A 16,624-nucleotide genomic window follows, 5' to 3' on the forward strand; every position below is an offset into this window, starting at 1 on the left:
AGGCGACGAGAGAGTCAGGGGTAGGCCACCACATGAGCGACCGGACGCCACGCCCGCGCAGGAGGCTGTGGGCGCGTGCGGGCACCAAGACGCGTCGTCGCGTCGCGGGCTTCCTCGCCCTCGGCGTGGCGCTGCTCGCCGTCGGCGGGCTGTACACCGTCTTCCAGCCCGAACCGGAGACCGCCCGCGCGCAGGACGCCGCACTCGTCCGCGAGGGGCAGTCGCTGTACGATAACGCCTGCATCACGTGCCACGGCGCGAACCTGCAGGGCGTCGTCGGACGCGGCCCCAGCCTGATCGGCGTCGGTGAGGCGTCGGTCTACTTCCAGGTCTCCACCGGCCGCATGCCGCTGAAGGCCCAGGGCGCGCAGGCCGACCGGAAGAAGCCGGAGTACGACGCGGCGCAGACCGACGCCCTCGGGGCCTACATCCAGGCCAACGGCGGCGGACCGGTCGTGCCGAACGCCCCGGACGCGGCGCTGATCGGCTCCGACCTGGGGCGCGGCGGTGAGCTCTTCCGGCTCAACTGCGCGCAGTGCCACAACTTCACCGGTCGTGGTGGCGCGCTGTCCTCGGGCAAGTTCGCCCCGGTCCTCGACCCGGCGAACCCGCACCAGATCTACGCCGCCATGCTCGTCGGCCCGGGCAACATGCCCACCTTCGCCGACTCGCAGCTCTCCCCCGAGGAGAAGCGCGACATCATCGGTTACATCAAGTCGGTGAGCCCCGACTCGGGCGCGATCAACCCGGGCGGCAACGGCCTCGGTGGCTTCGGGCCGGTGCCCGAGGGCATCGTCGCCTTCTTCGTCGGCCTCGCCGCTCTGATCGGTATCTCCCTCTGGATCGGATCCCGCCAGTGACTGCACCCCCCGAATCCCAGTACGGCGACAAGGCCGGGTCGCAGCCGGACTCGAACCAGCTGCACATCCCGAGCGACGCCGAGCTCGCCGAGATGAGCACCGACGACCTGGTGCGTCTCGGCAACCGCATCGACGACATCGAGGTCGTCTCGGACCGTCCGCGCTTCCCCGTCCCGGGGACCCGCGCGGAGAAGCGGGCCGAGCGCCAGGTGGCCGGCTGGTTCATCCTCGCCGCCGTCATGGGCCTGGCGTTCATCGTCATCTTCATCGCCTGGCCGTGGGAGTACGTCTCCCCCGGTCAGGAGGGCGACCTGCTCTACGCCCTCTACACGCCGCTCATCGGCGTGACGCTCGGGCTCTCCGTGCTCGGCGTCGGGATGGGCATCATCGCCTACTCGAAGAAGCTGCTGCCCGAGGACCTGGCGATCCAGCAGCGGCACGACGGCCGGTCCTCCGAGGTCGACCGCCGCACCGCGGCCGCCCGTCTCGTGCAGACCGGGCAGCAGAGCGGGCTCGCCCGCCGCAAGCTGATCTTCCGGTCGCTCGGCGCGGCCGGCGGCATCCTGACGGCGGGGATCGCGGTCGCGGCCTTCGGTGGCCTCGTCAAGAACCCGTGGAAGGAGGGCGACGAGTCGCCCCTCCTCGTGACGGACTGGCGCTCGGACAACGGTGAGCGGGTCTACCTGCGGAAGTTCAACGGTGACCCGGAGGACGTCGTCCTCGTGCGGGCGGGCGATCTGGAGCCGGGCTCCATGGAGACCGTCTTCCCGTTCAAGGAGTCCGACCGCGCGGACCCCGAGCACCTCGCCGAGGTCGTCCGGTCCTCCGACTCGCCGGTCATGCTGATCCGGCTCCGGCCGAACGTCACCGTGATCAAGCGGGCCGGCCAGGAGGACTTCAACTACGGGTCGCTCTTCGCCTACTCGAAGATCTGCACCCACATGGGGTGCCCGACCTCGCTGTACGAGGACCAGACCAACCGGATCCTCTGCCCGTGCCACCAGTCGCAGTTCCAGGCCAACGAGTACGCGCGTCCGATCTTCGGACCGGCCGCCCGTCCACTGGCGCAATTGCCCATCGCGGTGGACGATCAGGGGTACCTGTACGCCCGCAGTGACTTCATCGAGCCGGTGGGGCCCGGCTTCTGGGAGCGTCGTTCATCATGAGTGCGATCACCACACCCACTCGTAGCGGAAGCACGGCGATGAAGCTCGTCGGCACCGCCGCTGACGAGGTCGACAGCCGTATCCACCCTGCCGGCGGTGTCCGTCGTCAGATCAACAAGGTCTTCCCCACGCACTGGTCGTTCATGCTGGGCGAGATCGCGATGTACAGCTTCATCGTGCTGCTCCTCTCCGGCACGTGGCTGGCCGTCTTCTACGACCCGTCGATGGCCGAGACGACCTACGAGGGCGTCTACCCCGGCCTCCGCGGCGTCACGATGTCGATGGCGTACGAGTCGACGGTCAACATCTCCATGGACGTGCGTGGCGGGCTGTTCATCCGCCAGGTGCACCACTGGGCCGCGTTGCTGTTCGTCGCCGCGATGATCGCGCACATGATGCGGACGTTCTTCACCGGAGCGTTCCGCCGCCCGCGTGAGACGAACTGGGTGCTCGGCGTCGTGCTGCTGCTCACCGGCATGATCGAGGGCTTCATCGGCTACTCGCTGCCGGACGACCTGCTCTCCGGCACCGGCATCCGCACCGGGCTCTCCGCGATCGTCATGTCGATCCCGGTCGTCGGGACCTGGCTGCAGTGGGCGATCATGGGTGGCGAGTTCCCGGGCCACATCATCATTCCGCGGCTCTACATCGTCCACGTCTTCCTGCTGCCTGGGATCATCCTCGCGGTGATCGGCGTGCACGTGGCGCTGGTGTGGTTCCAGAAGCACACCCAGTTCCCCGGCCCGGGGCGGACGGAGCGCAACGTCGTCGGCGTCCGCATCCTCCCGACCTTCGCGGCCAAGGCCGGCGGCTTCATGGTCGTCTCGGTCGGCGTCATGGCGATCATGTCGGGCGTCTTCCAGATCAACCCGATCTGGAAGCTCGGCCCCTACGACCCGACGCAGGTGTCCGCGGGATCGCAGCCCGACTTCTACATGGCGGTCTTCGACGGCGCGGTGCGTCTGTGGCCGTCGTGGGAGATGTACCTGAACCTGAACTTCATCGGGCTGAACTCGTACACGGTCCCGGCGATCTTCTTCCCGGCCGTCATCGGCTTCGGCCTGCTGGTGAACCTGCTGGTGGCCTACCCGGTCATCGAGCGCAAGCTCACCGGCGACGAGGCGCACCACAACCTGCTGCAGCGTCCGCGCGACGTCCCGGTCCGCACGGCGACCGGCATGATGGCGCTGTCGTTCTACTTCTGGCTCGTCCTCGCCTGCGGTAACGACATCTTCGCCTACACGTTCGACATCTCCCTGAACGTGATGACGTGGATCGGCCGCATCGGTCTCCTGGTGATCCCCCCGGTCGTCTACTTCGCGACCTACCGGATCTGCCTGGGCCTGCAGCGCTCCGACCGTGAGGTCCTCGAGCACGGCATCGAGACCGGCCACATCAAGCGCCTGCCCCACGGTGAGTTCATCGAGGTGCACCAGCCGCTCGGTGGCGTCGACGATCACGGGCACGCCCTGCCGGTGGCCTATCAGGGGGCGACGGTCCCGAAGCGGATGAACGACCTCGGCTTTGCCGGCAGCCCGGTGAAGGGTGGCTGGTTCCGCCCCGACCCGGCCGAGGAGCAGGACGACGTGCAGGGTGTCCACGGCGGCACCGGCACCGATCCCCTCCAGGTCGAGCCGAGCACCGGGCGCGAGCTCGCCGGTCGTCCCGACGCCGGCCGTCCGCGCGACGTCCGGGACTGACCCAGAACGACCCAGGAACGGGGCGGGGAGCCGATCGGCTCCCCGCCCCGTTTCGTCGTGTCTGGGGTCCACGGTGGGCTCTCTTGAGGGTGACACCAGACCTGTCCCACGTGAGTCTCGTGGCGTGACTGGCCCCCGCTACCCCGATTCGAGGTGCACACCAGGCAGCTTCCGCGGCCTCAGAACCTGCCCCACGTCACTCTCGACGGCGGACCGCCACCGCGGCCGTAGGCGCCATAACCAGGTACGGACGCCCGGCGCGTGCACCTCGTGGCGGCCGGTCGTCCAGCAGGCTCGTCCGCCACGTCTTGGCCTCCGAGGTGCACACCAGGCAGCACCGCGTGAGTCTCGGGGCAGGACTGGCCCGCCAGCCCGATTCGAGGTGCACACCAGGCAGCCTCAGAGGCCTGAGAACCTGCCCCACGTGACTCTCGACGGCGGGGGCTGCCCGAGGGCACTCCGGGCGCGTGAGGGGCGTGCCACCCTGTGGCCAGCTAGTCGTCTAGCAGCTCGTCGGCCACAACCCGGCCCCCGAGAAGCACATCAGGCAGCCTCAGAGGCCTCAGAACCTGCCCCACGTGAATCTCGCGGCAGGGCCGTCCCGCCAACCCCCACGAGGAGCACACCAGGCAGCCCCAGGGGCCACAGAACCTGCCCCACGTGACCCTCGACGGCGCGGGGGCTGCCCGAGGGCACACCGGGCGCGTCAGTAGCGTGCCACCCTGTGGCCAGCTAGTCGTCTAGCAGCTCGTCGGCCACAACCCGGCCCCCGAGAAGCACATCAGGCAGCCGTCGCGGCCTCCGAACCTGCCCCACGTGAGTCTCGCGGCGGGGCCGTCCCGCCGACCCGACTCGAGAGTCACACCAGGCAGCCCGATGAGCCACAGAACCTGCCCCACGTGAACCTTGCGCGCCGACGGGTGCAGGGCCGCTCAGCCGGCCCCACGGAGACACGAGAAGGCCCCTCCCGCCGTGGCGGGAGGGGCCTTCTCGGACGAGCAGAACTCAGTGGGCCTCGGGGCCCGCGTGGTACTCGAAGACCAGGCCGCAGATCGCGATGATCATCGCGATCCCGGCGAGCACGATCAGCCACCACTGGTAGATCGCGAGGCCGAGCCCGGTCAGCGCGACACCGCTGGCGACGCCGAGCGGCCAGTAGCTGCCCGGGCTGAAGAACCCGATGTCCCCGGCGCCGTCGGACACCTCGGCCTCCGGGTTGTCCTCCGGACGCTCCTCGAGGCGCCGGGAGACGAACCGGAAGTAGGTGCCCACGATCAGCGTGAGGCCACCGGTCAGCGTGAGGGCGACGATGCCGACCTCCTCGCCCGACAGCACGCCGTAGACGATCGCGCAGACGAAGCAGAAGACGGTCAGGATCTCGAAGATCCGGGACTCGACCTTCATCGCCGAGTGCTCCTCTCAGCTGCCGTGGCCATCAGAAGGCCAGGCGGTCGGTCGGGTTCGGGTTGAACGGCCGCGTGGTGGTCGCCGTGGGCGAGCACAGCTCGCCGCAGTTCATCGTCTGCAGCGCCTCGGCGGCCGAGTACGGCTGCCGGGTCTGCGGGTTCAGCGACTGGCGCAGCTGCATGTACTGGTCGAACAGGTTGCCCGGCAGGGCACGCACCTCGAAGTTCATCATCGAGTGGTACGAGCCGCAGTACTCCGCGCACCGGCCGACGAAGGCGCCCGGCCGCTCGATCCGCTCGATGACCCAGGTGTTCTTCTGGTCGTTCTTCTCCGGGTCCGGCATCACGTCGCGCTTGAAGAGGAACTCCGGCACCCAGAACGAGTGGATGACGTCCTCGGCGTGCTGGGTGAACGAGATCGGCCGGTCGGTCGGCAGGACGAGGAGCGGGACGTCCTCGGTGGTGCCGACGGTGGCGACGGGCGTGCCGTCCGGCGTGCGCGCCTCGGGGTAGGCGAACTCCCAGTTCCACTGGAAGGCCACCACGTCGACCTTCAGCTCGTTGCCGGCCGGCTGGCGGTCGACGACGTTCTGCACGACGACGGTGAAGTAGAAGAGCACCGCGACGATCACCAGCGGGATGACCGTGAGCACCAGCTCGAGCGGCAGGTTGTACTGGAACTGCCGCGGCAGCTCGGACGCCCCGGCCTTGCGGCGGTGGAACGCGACGGTCCAGGCGGTGAGACCCCAGACGATCACACCGACCACCAGGGCGGCGATCGCGGACCAGGTCCAGAGTTCCCGCATCATCCCGGCCTCGGGCGTGACGCCCACGGGCCACCCGAAGCGGATCGCGTCCTGGAACGAGCAACCACTGGCGACGAGCGCCGTGACGACGCCCAGACCGGTCAGCTGAGCCGCTCGCGTCAGACGTCGCCGCCGGGGGGTCGGTACCTCCCCGGCCTGGGCAAGGCTCCCTGCTCGGCGCACTGCTGGCTGCCCTCCTCGAGGCCGTGCGACCTGGGTGTTCACGGCGCTGGGGCCGACCCGAGGTCTGGACACGCGGAGCCTAGCCGAGCTGACTCCTACGCGCTGTCGGAGGGGCGCGGCGGGCGGCCCCGAGACCGTCGGAGAGACCGTCGGACCCCCTCGCCATACTGGCTCCCGTGTGCGGGCTGATGGGGTGGATCACCACCGAACGGACGGGAGCACGACACGCTCAGGATCTCGAGGCGGCGCTGCCCTGCATGCGCCACCGGGGTCCGGACGAGGCGGGGACGTGGTCCGACGAGGACGTCGCCCTGGGCTTCGCGCGGCTGTCGATCATCGACGTCGAGGGGTCGCACCAGCCGCTGGAGTTCCCCGGCGACACGGGGCAGCGCGACGCGACCGGCGACGCGGTAGGGCGCTACCGGATCGTCTTCAACGGCGAGATCTACAACTACCTGGAGCTCCGCGAGGAGCTGGCGCGCGACCACGGCGTCACCTTCGCCACCGAGGGCGACACCGAGGCCATCGTCGCGGCCTACTCGGTGTGGGGCGCCGACGCGGTGCCACGCCTGCGCGGCATGTTCACCTTCCTCATCTGGGACACGGTCGACCGCGTGCTCTTCGGTGCGCGCGACCCGTTCGGCATCAAGCCGCTGTTCTTCGCCGCCGGCGCCGAGGGCGTGGCCTTCAGCAGCGAGAAGAAGTGCCTGCTCGAGGTGCTCGGCCCGCTCGGCGCCTCGGACGCGGCGCCCGACCCCGAGGCCCTGCAGCACTACCTGACGCTCCAGTACGTCCCGGAGCCCGCGACGCTGCACCGCGGCGTGCGGCGCCTCGAGTCCGGCTGCTGGTTCACCATCTCCCCCGGCGAGCCGATCTCGGTGCAGCGCTACTTCACCCCGCGCTTCGTCGAGCGGCCGATCCCTCGTGGCGACGCCGCGGAGGAGACCCACCGGCACGAGGAGATCACCGAGGTGCTGCGCGACTCGGTCGCGAAGCACATGCGCGCCGACGTCACCGTCGGGTCGTTCCTCTCCGGCGGCATCGACTCCACGGTGATCGCGGCGCTGGCCCGCGAGCACAACCCCGACCTGATCACCTTCACCACCGGGTTCGAGCGGGCCGGGTACTCCGAGATCGACGTCGCCGCCGAGTCGGCGCAGGCGATCGGCGTCCGGCACGTGGTGAAGACGGTCACCGCGCAGGAGATGATGGACGCCCTGCCGCTGATCGTCTGGTACCTCGACGACCCGGTGGCCGACCCGGCGCTCGTCCCCCTCTACTTCGTGGCCCGCGAGGCGCGCAAGCACGTCAAGGTCGTGCTCTCCGGGGAGGGCGCCGACGAGCTGTTCGGCGGCTACACCATCTACAAGGAGCCGCTCTCCCTCGCGCCGTTCGACGTGCTGCCGGGTGCCGTCCGCAAGCTCGCCGGCGCGCTGAGCGACCGACTGCCCACCGGGATGCGCGGGAAGGACCTGCTGCGCCGCGGGGCGCTGCCGCTCGAGCAGCGCTACTACGGGAACGCCCGGAACTTCTTCCCGGCCCAGCTCGCCGACGTGCTGCGCTCCTACGACGACGAGCTCTCGCACGTCGACGTCACGTCCTCGTTCTACGAGGGCTCGCGCGACTGGAGCCCGGTGGCCCGGATGCAGCACGTCGACCTGTTCACGTGGCTGCGCGGCGACATCCTGGTCAAGGCCGACAAGATGACGATGGCGAACTCGCTGGAGCTGCGGGTGCCGTTCCTCGACCCCGAGGTGTTCCGGGTCGCCTCCGCCCTGCCGACCGACCAGAAGATCGCGCACGGCACCACGAAGTACGCCCTGCGGCGGGCCATCGAGGGCATCGTCCCCCCGCACGTGCTGCACCGCCGCAAGCTCGGCTTCCCCGTCCCCATCCGCCACTGGCTGGCCACCGACATGCTCGACTGGGCGCGCGGCATCGTCCGGGAGTCGCAGACCGACGCGATCCTCGACAAGGCGGCCGTCCTGCGGCTCCTCGACGAGCACCGCAGCGGCCCGGTCGACCACTCGCGGCGCATCTGGACCCTGCTGGTCTTCATGCTCTGGCACGGCATCTTCGTCGAGCAGCGCATCCGTCCGGAGATCCCCGCGCCCGTCTACCCGGTGTATGCGTGACGTGGGCAGGGCAACGATCGGGCTGTCGGACTCCGACGGGTCACCTACGGTGATGCGTTGATCCGGAGCGAGTAGTCACACCGAGAGGATTTCCCGGCCCATGGACGTACTGGGGATCGGCAACGCGATCGTCGACGTGCTCACGCAGACCGACGACGACACCATCACCGCCTTCGACCTGCCGAAGGGGGGCATGACGCTCGTCGACCAGGACCAGGCCGAGTCGCTCTACGCGAAGGCCGGCGAGACGACGGAGCGTTCGGGTGGCAGCGTGGCCAACTCCATCGCCATCGCGGCCGCCCTCGGCTCCGACGCGGGCTACGTCGGCAAGGTGCACGACGACCAGCTGGGCGGCTCCTTCACGAGCTCCATCCGCAGCCACGGGGTGAGCTTCCGCACCCCGGCGCTCACCGAGGGCCCGTCGACGGCCCGCTGCCTCGTGCTGGTCACGCCCGACGGCGAGCGCACCATGGGCACCTACCTCGGCGCCTGCACCGCCCTCGGGCCGGAGGACATCGACCAGGACGAGGTCGCCGGCTCGGCGGTCACCCTGATCGAGGGCTACCTCGCCGACACCGAGCAGGCCCGCGCCACCATCGGCAAGGTCATCGACGCCTCGGCCAAGAGCGAGGCGAAGGTGGCGCTCACGCTGTCCGACGCCGGGTGCGTCGAGCGGCACCGCGAGTACTTCCGCGAGCTCACCGCGGCCAACGTCGAGATCCTGGTCGCCGACGAGGACGAGGTCGCCGCGCTGGTGGGCGACGACGGCATCGAGTCGCTGCTCGCCGACCAGGGCGGGCACTGCGAGATCGTGGCCGTCACGCACGGGGCGAAGGGCTCGACGATCTACGCCGTCGGCGGGGTCCGCCACGAGATCGAGACCCGTCCGGCGGACGAGCTCGTCGACACCACCGGCGCGGGCGACGCCTACGCGGGCGGTCTGCTCTACGGCATCACGAAGGGCCTGGACCTCGACGTGGCCGGGCGCATCGGCTCGGTCGCGGCGTCGCACGTGGTCGCCCAGCTCGGGGCGCAGCCGCCGGAGAACCTGAAGTCCAAGGTCGCCCAGGACGTGCCGCAGGCCGGCTGAGACGCCCCCCCGAACGACACGAACGGGCCGTTCATCACGGAAGACCGTGACGAACGGCCCGCTCGTGCATCAGGACCCCGGACATGACGAGAGCCCCGGCCCCGCAGCAGCGGGACCGGGGCTCGTCGTCGGGACTCAGTTGAAGCTGTCGCCGCAGGCGCACGACCCGGTGGCGTTCGGGTTGTCGATCGTGAAGCCCTGCTTGTCGATCGTGTCGACGAAGTCGATCGTCGCGCCCTGGACGTACGGGGCGCTCATCCGGTCGACGGCCACCTTGAGGCCGCCGAAGTCGCGGAAGAGGTCCCCGTCGAGCGAGCGGTCGTCGAAGAAGAGCTGGTAGCGCAGGCCGGCGCAGCCCCCGGGCTGCACGGCGATGCGCAGGTGCATGTCGTCACGGCCCTCCTGGTCCAGCAGGGCCTTCGCCTTGCTCGAGGCCGCGTCGCTGAGCTCGACGCCGTGCTCCTCGGTCTTGGTGGGGTTCTCGACGGTCATGGTTCTCCCTGAGCTCCCGATGCGTTTCGCGCCGTCCAACCTCGCCGGGCGGCGGGATGTTCCCGCCCGGTGCGGCCCCGTCGTCTCCGAGGGGTCCTCCGGACGACGGCGGGACGCGGCTCGCCTGCGATCTCCATGGTGTCACATCGCGCGCCGCACATCACGGCGTCAGGAGGTCCCCGTGGCGGGCGGCACGGCGAGGTGCCGCCAGCGGGGCCCGCGCAGGACCGCGAACGCCGCGACGACGAGCATCCAGACCACCTGGAGCCCCGTCCCGAGCACGAGGGCGGGCACCCCGGTCACCACCACCAGCAGGACGAGCGTGTCCACGTGGTCGTCCATGACGTCCCCCTCAGTCCGGGGAGTCGTCCTCCCCGGGTCGCGGACCCGGCACGAGGGGCTCGGCACGCGGGGGCGGCAGCACCTCCGGGCGCAGGTCCGCCCGGCCGCGGCGGCCGCCCCAGTGGACCGCGATCCCCTCGGCCAACGCCGAGAGGGTGCCCGACGGATCAGCCATCGACGCCTCCACCGACCCGGCATTCGCACCAGCCGCGTAGGCCCCGTGGATGCCGGCCTCGAACGCGACGCGGGCGCCGACGTGGACCTGCCCCGCCAGGACCACGCACGGGACCGAGCGGGCCATCGCGGCCGCGGCCAGGGCGGCGACCGCGGTGTCCCGCAGCGACCGGAACTCCAGGCTGCCCTCGCCGGTGACGACGAGGTCGGGCAGCTCGTCGTCGGGGGTCAGTTCCAGGGACCGGGCCGCCTCGCCGACCGGGGACCGCCGGATCTCGTCGGCGGTGGCCCCCCGGGTCCAGCCGTCCGCGATCGCCGTCGCGGCCTCGTCACCGGTCAGGGTGCCGCGGAACGCGTCCGGCGCGATGAGCACGCGCATGTCCCGCACCGTAGGGCCCCGGCGCACGGGTCGCGAGAACCCCGCTGCGAGGTGTCCGGATGCTGCGCCGGGTGCCCTATCCTGGCGGGGTGAACTTCCTGCGCCGTGGCTCCTCCACCCCCGAGAGCTCCGTCTCCGACGAGCCCGCCGAGGCCGAGGACGTCGTGGCCGTGGGCGCCGCCCGCCGCAACCAGACGGCCGGCAAGGGACGCCCGACGCGCTCGCGGCGCGACGCCGAGGGCCGCAGCCGCGGACCGGTGGCGCCCGCCCCGAAGACGCAGCGCGAGGCCATGAAGCGCGCGAAGTCCCTGCGCGGGGACAAGACGGAGCGCCGCCAGGCCTCGGCCGAGCGCCGCAAGCGGATGATGGCGGGCGACGACCGGGTGCTCCCGGTGCGCGACCGCGGACCGGTCCGCGCTTATGTCCGTGACCTCGTGGACTCCCGCCGCCACCTCATGGGCCTGTTCATGCCCCTGGCGGTCCTGATCTTCGTCACCGTGGTGATCCCGATCCCCGGCATCCAGAACATCGGCAGCCTGCTGTGCCTGTGCATGCTGGCCGCGATGGTGGTCGAGGGCACGCTGCTCGGTCGCCAGATCACCGCCCGCGTCCGGGCCAAGTACCCGGACGAGGAGATCAGGGGCTTCTCCATGGGCTGGTACGGGTTCACCCGCGCCACCCAGATCCGCAAGCTCCGCATGCCGGCGCCGCGGGTCTCCCCCGGCACGGCGATCGACTGAGCACCACCCTCGTCCTCGGCGGTACGCGGTCCGGCAAGTCGGCCCACGCCGAGGGGCTGCTCCCCGCCGACCACGCCGTCTACGTCGCCACCGCGCGGCCGGTCGACCCGGACGCCGACCCCGAGTGGGCCGACCGCATCGACGTCCACCGCCGCCGACGGCCCGTCGGCTGGGAGACCGTCGAGGACGTCGACGGCCGGGGGACGGCGGAGACGGTCCGGTCCCGCCCGGAGCCGGTGATCGTCGACGACCTCGCCACGTGGGTGACCGGCCTGCTCGACGACGCCGGATGGGTGCGCGACGCCGCGTCGGTCGCGGACGCGCGCACGGACCTGGTCACGGCGGTCCGCGCCCGGACCGGCCCGCTCGTGCTCGTGTCCGCGGAGGTGGGGCTCGGCGTGGTGCCCTCGACGTCGGCCGGCCGCCGGTTCCGGGACGAGCTCGGGCTGCTCAACGCCGACCTCGCCGCGGTGTGCGACGAGGTGGTGCTGCTCGTGGCGGGTCTGCCGGTGCCGCTTAAGGTGGCCTCCGCCCCGTGAGTTCCCGCCAGCGACCGAAGGGAGCACCCCGTGCCGTCGGTGGCACCACCTGACGACGCCGCCCGCGCCGACCTCCGCCGCCACCTCGACGGTCTCCCGCTGCCGACGCACGCGCTGGGGCGCCTCGAGGAGGTCGCCGGCTGGCTCGCGGCCTGCCAGGCCCGCTCCCCCGCGCGCCCCCCGGCCGCGCCGCGGGTGGTCCTCTTCGCCGCCGAGCACGGCATCGCCGCCGCCGGGGTGTCCGCCTTCCCGGCGACCGAGACGAAGGCGCGGCTCGACGCGGTGCGCAGTGGGACCGCCCCCACCAACTCCCTCGCCACCGTCGCGGGCGCCGACGTCCGCGTCGTCGAGGTCGGTGACGGCCCCAGCGGGCGCATCGACCGCGAGGACGCCCTGACCGAGGCCGGGCTGCAGGACGCCCTCGCCGCCGGGGTGCACGCCGCCGACGAGGCCGTCGACGAGGGCGCCGACCTGCTCGTCCCCGGCGAGCTCGCGGTCGGGGTCTCCACCCCGGTCGCCGTGCTCGCCGCCGCGCTGTGCGCCCGGGAGCCCGTCGCGGTGGTGGGGCGCGGCTCGGGGATCGACGACATCGCCTGGATGCGCAAGGCCGCAACCGTCCGCGACGCCCTGCGCCGGTCGAAGGCGGTCGGGCGGGACCCGGAGGGCCTGCTCCGCGTGGTCGGCGGCGCCGACCTCGCCGCCCTCGTCGGCTTCCTCACCCAGGCCGCCCGCCGACGCACCCCCGTGCTGCTCGACGGGGCCGCCGTCTGCGTGGCCGCGCTCCTCGCCGACGCCCGCAGCCCCGGAGCCCGCGCCTGGTGGCTCGCCGCGACCCGCGACACCGAACCGGCGCAGGCCCTCGCGCTCGAGGTGCTCGGCCTCGACCCGCTGCTGCTGCTCGACCTGCGGGCCGGGGCCGCGACCGGCGCCCTCGCGGCGGTCCCGCTGGTGACGATGGCTGCGCGGGTGGCCGCGGGCTCGTGACGGGCGTTCCCGACGCCGGGGCGGGTCGTCTCGGTGCGGTCCGGCTCGCGCTGTCGCTGTTCAGCGTGGTGCCGGTGCGGGCGGACGTGGTCGACCGGCGCACCGCGGGCCGGGCCCTGACGCTCGCCCCGGTGGTCGGCCTGGTCCTCGGTGCCGTGGTCGGCGGGGTGGTGCTCGGGCTGCTCGCGCTCGGCGCCCCGGACCTGCTCGCGGGCGTCGTCGGGGTGGCCGCGGGAGCGCTGCTGACCCGTGGCCTGCACCTCGACGGGCTCGCCGACCTCGCCGACGGCCTCGGGTCCTACGGCGACGCCGCCCGGATGCTCGCCGTGATGAAGGACCCGTCGACCGGGGCGTTCGGGGTGGTCACGCTCGTCGTCGTGCTCGGCGCACAGGCAGCGGCCCTCCCCGTGGTGGCCGGCCAGGGGGCCGTCGGGGTCATCGGGGTCGCCGTGGCCTGGGCCGCCGGCCGGGCCTCGTTCACCTGGTGCGCCCGACGACGGGTGCCCGCGGCCTCCGAGGGCGGCCTCGGGGCGCTGGTGGCGGGCACCCAGCACCCCGCGGTCCCGGCCGGGTGGCTCGGCGTCCTCGCCCTGGCCGCGACGCTCGCCGTGCCCGGCCGCTGGTGGCAGGGGCCGGCGGCCCTCGCCGTGGCCGCGGTGGTCGTCGTGCTCCTGGCCCGCCACGCCGTCCGGCGGCTCGGGGGCGTGAACGGCGACGTGTTCGGGGCGGTGTGTGAGGTCGCGGTGACCGTGGCCCTCGCCGGTCTGGCCCTCGGCGGCGCGTGACGGCGGGTCCGGGAGCCCGGACCCGCCGTGCGACGCGGTGATCAGCCGAGCTTCGACATCCAGCCGTGGGGGTCGGGTGCCGCGCCGCGCTGGATGTCGGTGAGCCGCTCCCGCAGGCGGGCGGTGACCGGGCCGGGCGACCCGTCACCGATCTCGAAGGACCCGCCGTCGTACTTGACCGACCCGACCGGCGTGATCACCGCCGCCGTGCCGCAGGCGAACACCTCGGTGAGGCCACCCGAGGCGACCTCCTTCTCCCACTCGTCGGTGGAGATGCGGCGCTCGGTGACGGTCGCCCCGTCCTCGCGTGCGAGCTCGAGCAGCGAGCGGCGCGTGATGCCCGGTAGCAGCGACCCGGACAGCTCCGGCGTCACGACCTCGTGGTGGCCCTCCGCGTCGGTGAAGACGAAGAAGAGGTTCATCCCGCCCATCTCCTCGACCCACCGGTGCTCCAGCGCGTCGAGCCACACCACCTGGTCGCACCCCTGCGCCGCGGCCTGTGCCTGCGCGGCGAGCGAGGCGGCGTAGTTGCCGCCGCACTTGGCCTCGCCCGTGCCGCCGGGGACGGCGCGCACGTAGTCGGTGGACAGCCACACGCTGACCGGCGCGAGCCCCCGCGGGAAGTAGGCCCCGGCCGGCGACGCGATGAGCAGGTAGAGGTACTCCTCGCTGGGCCGGACCCCCAGCCCGGACGACGACCCGAACATGAACGGCCGCAGGTAGAGCGACTCCTCGCCGCCCGCCGCGGGCACCCACCGATGGTCGACGGCGAGCAGCTGCTCGATCGACTCGAGGAACAGGTCCTGCGGCAGCGGGGGCATCGCGAGCCGCTCGGCCGAGCGGGCCATGCGCTCCGCGTTGGCCCACGGACGGAACGAGGCGATCGACCCGTCGGGCTGCCGGTAGGCCTTCAGCCCCTCGAAGATCGTCTGGCTGTAGTGCAGCACCACCGACGCCGGGTCGATCTGCAGCGGGGCGTAGGGCTCGACCCGGGCGTCGTGCCAGCCCCGCGCCGCGTCCCAGCGGACGGTGACCATGTGGTCGGTGAAGTACCTGCCGAACCCGGGCGCGGCGAGTACTTCCGCCACCCGCTCGTCCGTCGCCGGGGAGGGGTGCGGGAGAACCTCGAAGGCCGTGCTCGACATGGCGCTCACTCTAAACCGCACCCCTGATGACGGACACGCCCTCGATCCCGGCGGCCTCCGCGGTCGGGCCCGTGGTCACAGCTCCGCGAAGCGGGCGTAGGCGGGCCAGTCGCGCAGGTTGACCTGGTCGCACTCGGCGGCCATGGCGTCGATCTCCTCGGCCGACGCGCCGCGCTGCAGGCAGTCCGCCAGCCGCCGGAAGTACTCCTCGCGCGGGGCGCCGGGCACGAACAGGATGAGGAACCGCGCGACCTCGTCGCCGACCGCCCCGAAGGCGTGGACCCCGTTGACCGGCACGTGCGCGAAGTCGCCCTCGCCCAGGGTCCGCCAGGTGTCGTCGCTCATCACCGCGAGCCGCCCGGAGATCACCCAGAACGACTCCGAGAACCCCTGGTGGTAGTGCGGCACGGCGCCGACCCGGCCCGGCGTCGCCGCGGACTCGAAGAGCCCGAAGCCGCCCCCGACGGCCGTGCCCGGCGCGGTGAACCGCGCGGGTCCGGCGACCTCCGCGTCGTCGCGGTAGCGGTAGACGCCGGGCTCGGCGTCGGGGACGGTCGGGAAGCTCATGGGCGGATCACCGCACGTGGGAGGCGACGAAGGGCGGCGCCACGACCTGGCACTCGAGGGCGCGGCCGCGGACGTCGATGCTCACGAGGTCACCCTCCGACAGGCCGGCGGCGGTGTCCAGGAGGGCGAGCGCGATCCCCGTCCGCAGCGTGGGCGAGAAGGTGCCCGAGGTCGTCTCCCCCACCGGCGTCTCCCCCAGCTTCACGGTCATGTGCGCCCGCGGGACGCCGCGCCCGGAGGCCTTCAGGCCCCACGCCCGGCGTCGGGGGCCGCGTTCGCGCTCGGCGAGCAGCGCCTCCCGCCCCCAGAACTCCTCCTTCTTCCAGGCGACGGCGAACCCGACGCGCGCCTGGACGGGCGTGATCTCCGGGCCGAGGTCCTGCCCGTGCAGCGGCAGGCCGGCCTCGGTGCGCAACGTGTCGCGGGCCCCGAGCCCGGCGGGCAGGCCGCCCTGCTCGGCGACGACCGCCGCGAGCGCGTCCCACAGCGTCTCCGCGACCTCGCTCGGGGCGATGAGCTCGTAGCCGTGCTCGCCGGTGTAGCCCGTCCGGCAGACGCGGACCTCCCGGTCCTCCCAGGTGCTGTCGACGAAGGCCATGTAGTCCAGGTCGACGTCGCCGGTGTCGGGGAGCACGCCGACCTCGGCGAGGACCGCGCGCGACGACGGGCCCTGCACCGCGAGCACGACGTGCGCGTCGTGCTCGTCGGTCACCGTGACGCCCTCGGGGGCGACCGCCGCGAGCTGCCGCCCGACCCCCGCGGAGTTCGCCGCGTTCGGCACCGCGAACACCTCGTCGTCGCCGACGAGGTAGAGGATCAGGTCGTCGACCACGCCGCCGTCCTCGGCGCAGCACAGCGTGTACTGCGCCTTGCCGGGGACGATGCGGCCGAGGTCGTTGGTCAGGCAGCGGTTGACGAAGGCCGCCGCGCCCGGGCCGCTGATCCGCACCTTGCCCAGGTGGCTGACGTCGAAGAGGCCGACGGCCTCGCGGGTCGCGGTGTGCTCGGCGACCGTGCCGGAGTACTGGACGGGCATCTCCCACCCGCCGAACGGCGCGAACGTGGCACCGAGGGCCTCGTGGCGGGCGTGCAGGGGGCTCTGTCGCAGGTCCAGTCGCTGTTCGGTCACGG

Annotated in this window: 17 protein-coding genes; 9 read left to right on the forward strand and 8 right to left on the reverse strand. The window is 72.4% G+C overall.

Features of this window, described 5'->3' with window-relative positions; genetic code table 11:
• The first annotated feature begins 32 nt into the window (after positions 1–32).
• From qcrC to qcrB, 3 genes are read left to right on the forward strand one after another with little or no spacing between them, the layout of a single operon-like run.
• Positions 33–860, forward strand: a complete 828-nt coding sequence (qcrC, locus tag BJ983_RS09900) for a cytochrome bc1 complex diheme cytochrome c subunit (protein WP_179793642.1) — start codon at positions 33–35, stop codon at positions 858–860.
• Entirely contained in the window at positions 857–2,026 is a 1,170-nt protein-coding gene (gene qcrA, locus BJ983_RS09905; RefSeq protein ID WP_179793643.1) for a cytochrome bc1 complex Rieske iron-sulfur subunit, read from the forward strand. The genes qcrC and qcrA overlap by 4 nt, the downstream gene beginning before the upstream one ends.
• Entirely contained in the window at positions 2,023–3,726 is a 1,704-nt protein-coding gene (qcrB, locus tag BJ983_RS09910) for a cytochrome bc1 complex cytochrome b subunit (protein ID WP_281376273.1), read from the forward strand. Before qcrA ends, qcrB begins: the two co-directional genes overlap by 4 nt.
• A gap of 1,005 nt (positions 3,727–4,731) precedes the next feature.
• Here the strand turns inward: qcrB and BJ983_RS09915 are convergent.
• Entirely contained in the window at positions 4,732–5,130 is a 399-nt protein-coding gene (locus tag BJ983_RS09915; RefSeq protein ID WP_179793645.1) for a cytochrome c oxidase subunit 4, read from the reverse strand.
• A gap of 31 nt (positions 5,131–5,161) precedes the next feature.
• Complete coding sequence (ctaC, locus tag BJ983_RS09920; protein ID WP_179797609.1) at positions 5,162–6,061, reverse strand: aa3-type cytochrome oxidase subunit II; 900 nt, start codon at positions 6,059–6,061, stop codon at positions 5,162–5,164.
• Between the two features lie 236 nt (positions 6,062–6,297).
• On the opposite strand from ctaC, the gene asnB reads away from it, so the two are divergent.
• Entirely contained in the window at positions 6,298–8,256 is a 1,959-nt protein-coding gene (gene asnB, locus BJ983_RS09925; protein ID WP_179793646.1) for an asparagine synthase (glutamine-hydrolyzing), read from the forward strand.
• 100 nt (positions 8,257–8,356) lie between these two features.
• Positions 8,357–9,346: an adenosine kinase gene (locus BJ983_RS09930; protein ID WP_179793647.1), complete on the forward strand. Its 990-nt coding sequence runs from the start codon at positions 8,357–8,359 to the stop codon at positions 9,344–9,346.
• Between the two features lie 135 nt (positions 9,347–9,481).
• Here BJ983_RS09930 and BJ983_RS09935 read toward each other — a convergent pair whose 3' ends face one another.
• The 3 genes from BJ983_RS09935 to BJ983_RS09945 all read right to left on the reverse strand — a co-directional run bounded on the left by BJ983_RS09935 (position 9,482) and on the right by BJ983_RS09945 (position 10,733).
• The gene (locus BJ983_RS09935) at positions 9,482–9,838 is read right to left on the reverse strand and encodes a HesB/IscA family protein (protein WP_179793648.1); all 357 of its coding nucleotides are present in this window, start codon (positions 9,836–9,838) and stop codon (positions 9,482–9,484) included.
• 168 nt (positions 9,839–10,006) lie between these two features.
• Positions 10,007–10,180: a hypothetical protein gene (locus BJ983_RS09940; protein ID WP_179793649.1), complete on the reverse strand. Its 174-nt coding sequence runs from the start codon at positions 10,178–10,180 to the stop codon at positions 10,007–10,009.
• Positions 10,181–10,190: 10 nt separating this feature from the next.
• Entirely contained in the window at positions 10,191–10,733 is a 543-nt protein-coding gene (locus BJ983_RS09945) for a glycerate kinase (RefSeq protein ID WP_179793650.1), read from the reverse strand.
• A gap of 89 nt (positions 10,734–10,822) precedes the next feature.
• Between BJ983_RS09945 and BJ983_RS09950 the strand changes: the two genes are divergently transcribed.
• From BJ983_RS09950 to cobS, 4 genes are read left to right on the forward strand one after another with little or no spacing between them, the layout of a single operon-like run.
• On the forward strand, positions 10,823–11,473 hold the full coding sequence (locus tag BJ983_RS09950; protein ID WP_425484805.1) for a DUF3043 domain-containing protein: 651 nt from the start codon (positions 10,823–10,825) through the stop codon (positions 11,471–11,473).
• Positions 11,470–12,012 (forward strand): bifunctional adenosylcobinamide kinase/adenosylcobinamide-phosphate guanylyltransferase, encoded by a 543-nt coding sequence (locus tag BJ983_RS09955; RefSeq protein ID WP_179797611.1) that lies wholly within the window; start codon positions 11,470–11,472, stop codon positions 12,010–12,012. The genes BJ983_RS09950 and BJ983_RS09955 overlap by 4 nt, the downstream gene beginning before the upstream one ends.
• A 39-nt stretch (positions 12,013–12,051) precedes the next feature.
• Positions 12,052–12,996: a nicotinate-nucleotide--dimethylbenzimidazole phosphoribosyltransferase gene (locus tag BJ983_RS09960; RefSeq protein WP_179793652.1), complete on the forward strand. Its 945-nt coding sequence runs from the start codon at positions 12,052–12,054 to the stop codon at positions 12,994–12,996.
• Positions 12,993–13,781 carry an adenosylcobinamide-GDP ribazoletransferase gene (cobS, locus tag BJ983_RS09965; protein WP_179793653.1) on the forward strand — a complete coding sequence of 263 codons (789 nt, stop codon included), beginning with the start codon at positions 12,993–12,995 and terminating at the stop codon, positions 13,779–13,781. The genes BJ983_RS09960 and cobS overlap by 4 nt, the downstream gene beginning before the upstream one ends.
• Positions 13,782–13,822: 41 nt before the next feature.
• Here cobS and BJ983_RS09970 read toward each other — a convergent pair whose 3' ends face one another.
• The 3 genes from BJ983_RS09970 to gcvT form a co-directional block, all read right to left on the reverse strand.
• The gene (locus tag BJ983_RS09970; RefSeq protein ID WP_179793654.1) at positions 13,823–14,926 is read right to left on the reverse strand and encodes a branched-chain amino acid aminotransferase; all 1,104 of its coding nucleotides are present in this window, start codon (positions 14,924–14,926) and stop codon (positions 13,823–13,825) included.
• Between the two features lie 75 nt (positions 14,927–15,001).
• The gene (locus tag BJ983_RS09975) at positions 15,002–15,493 is read right to left on the reverse strand and encodes a cupin domain-containing protein (RefSeq protein WP_179793655.1); all 492 of its coding nucleotides are present in this window, start codon (positions 15,491–15,493) and stop codon (positions 15,002–15,004) included.
• Positions 15,494–15,500: 7 nt separating this feature from the next.
• A complete protein-coding gene (gene gcvT, locus BJ983_RS09980; RefSeq protein WP_343053978.1) occupies positions 15,501–16,622 on the reverse strand; it encodes a glycine cleavage system aminomethyltransferase GcvT in 1,122 nt (373 codons plus the stop codon).
• Positions 16,623–16,624: the final 2 nt, after the last annotated feature.

It is taken from the genome of Actinomycetospora corticicola (assembly GCF_013409505.1).
Lineage (GTDB): Bacteria > Actinomycetota > Actinomycetes > Mycobacteriales > Pseudonocardiaceae > Actinomycetospora > Actinomycetospora corticicola.

Coding starts and splice junctions, on each gene's coding strand:
- BJ983_RS09970 (WP_179793654.1), bottom strand. CDS start 14,926: ATGTCGAGCACGGCCTTCGAGGTTCTCCCGCACCCCTCCCCGGCGACG.
- qcrC (WP_179793642.1), top strand. CDS start 33: ATGAGCGACCGGACGCCACGCCCGCGCAGGAGGCTGTGGGCGCGTGCG.
- BJ983_RS09945 (WP_179793650.1), bottom strand. CDS start 10,733: ATGCGCGTGCTCATCGCGCCGGACGCGTTCCGCGGCACCCTGACCGGT.
- BJ983_RS09930 (WP_179793647.1), top strand. CDS start 8,357: ATGGACGTACTGGGGATCGGCAACGCGATCGTCGACGTGCTCACGCAG.
- BJ983_RS09935 (WP_179793648.1), bottom strand. CDS start 9,838: ATGACCGTCGAGAACCCCACCAAGACCGAGGAGCACGGCGTCGAGCTC.
- BJ983_RS09915 (WP_179793645.1), bottom strand. CDS start 5,130: ATGAAGGTCGAGTCCCGGATCTTCGAGATCCTGACCGTCTTCTGCTTC.
- BJ983_RS09940 (WP_179793649.1), bottom strand. CDS start 10,180: ATGGACGACCACGTGGACACGCTCGTCCTGCTGGTGGTGGTGACCGGG.
- BJ983_RS09975 (WP_179793655.1), bottom strand. CDS start 15,493: ATGAGCTTCCCGACCGTCCCCGACGCCGAGCCCGGCGTCTACCGCTAC.
- qcrB (WP_281376273.1), top strand. CDS start 2,023: ATGAGTGCGATCACCACACCCACTCGTAGCGGAAGCACGGCGATGAAG.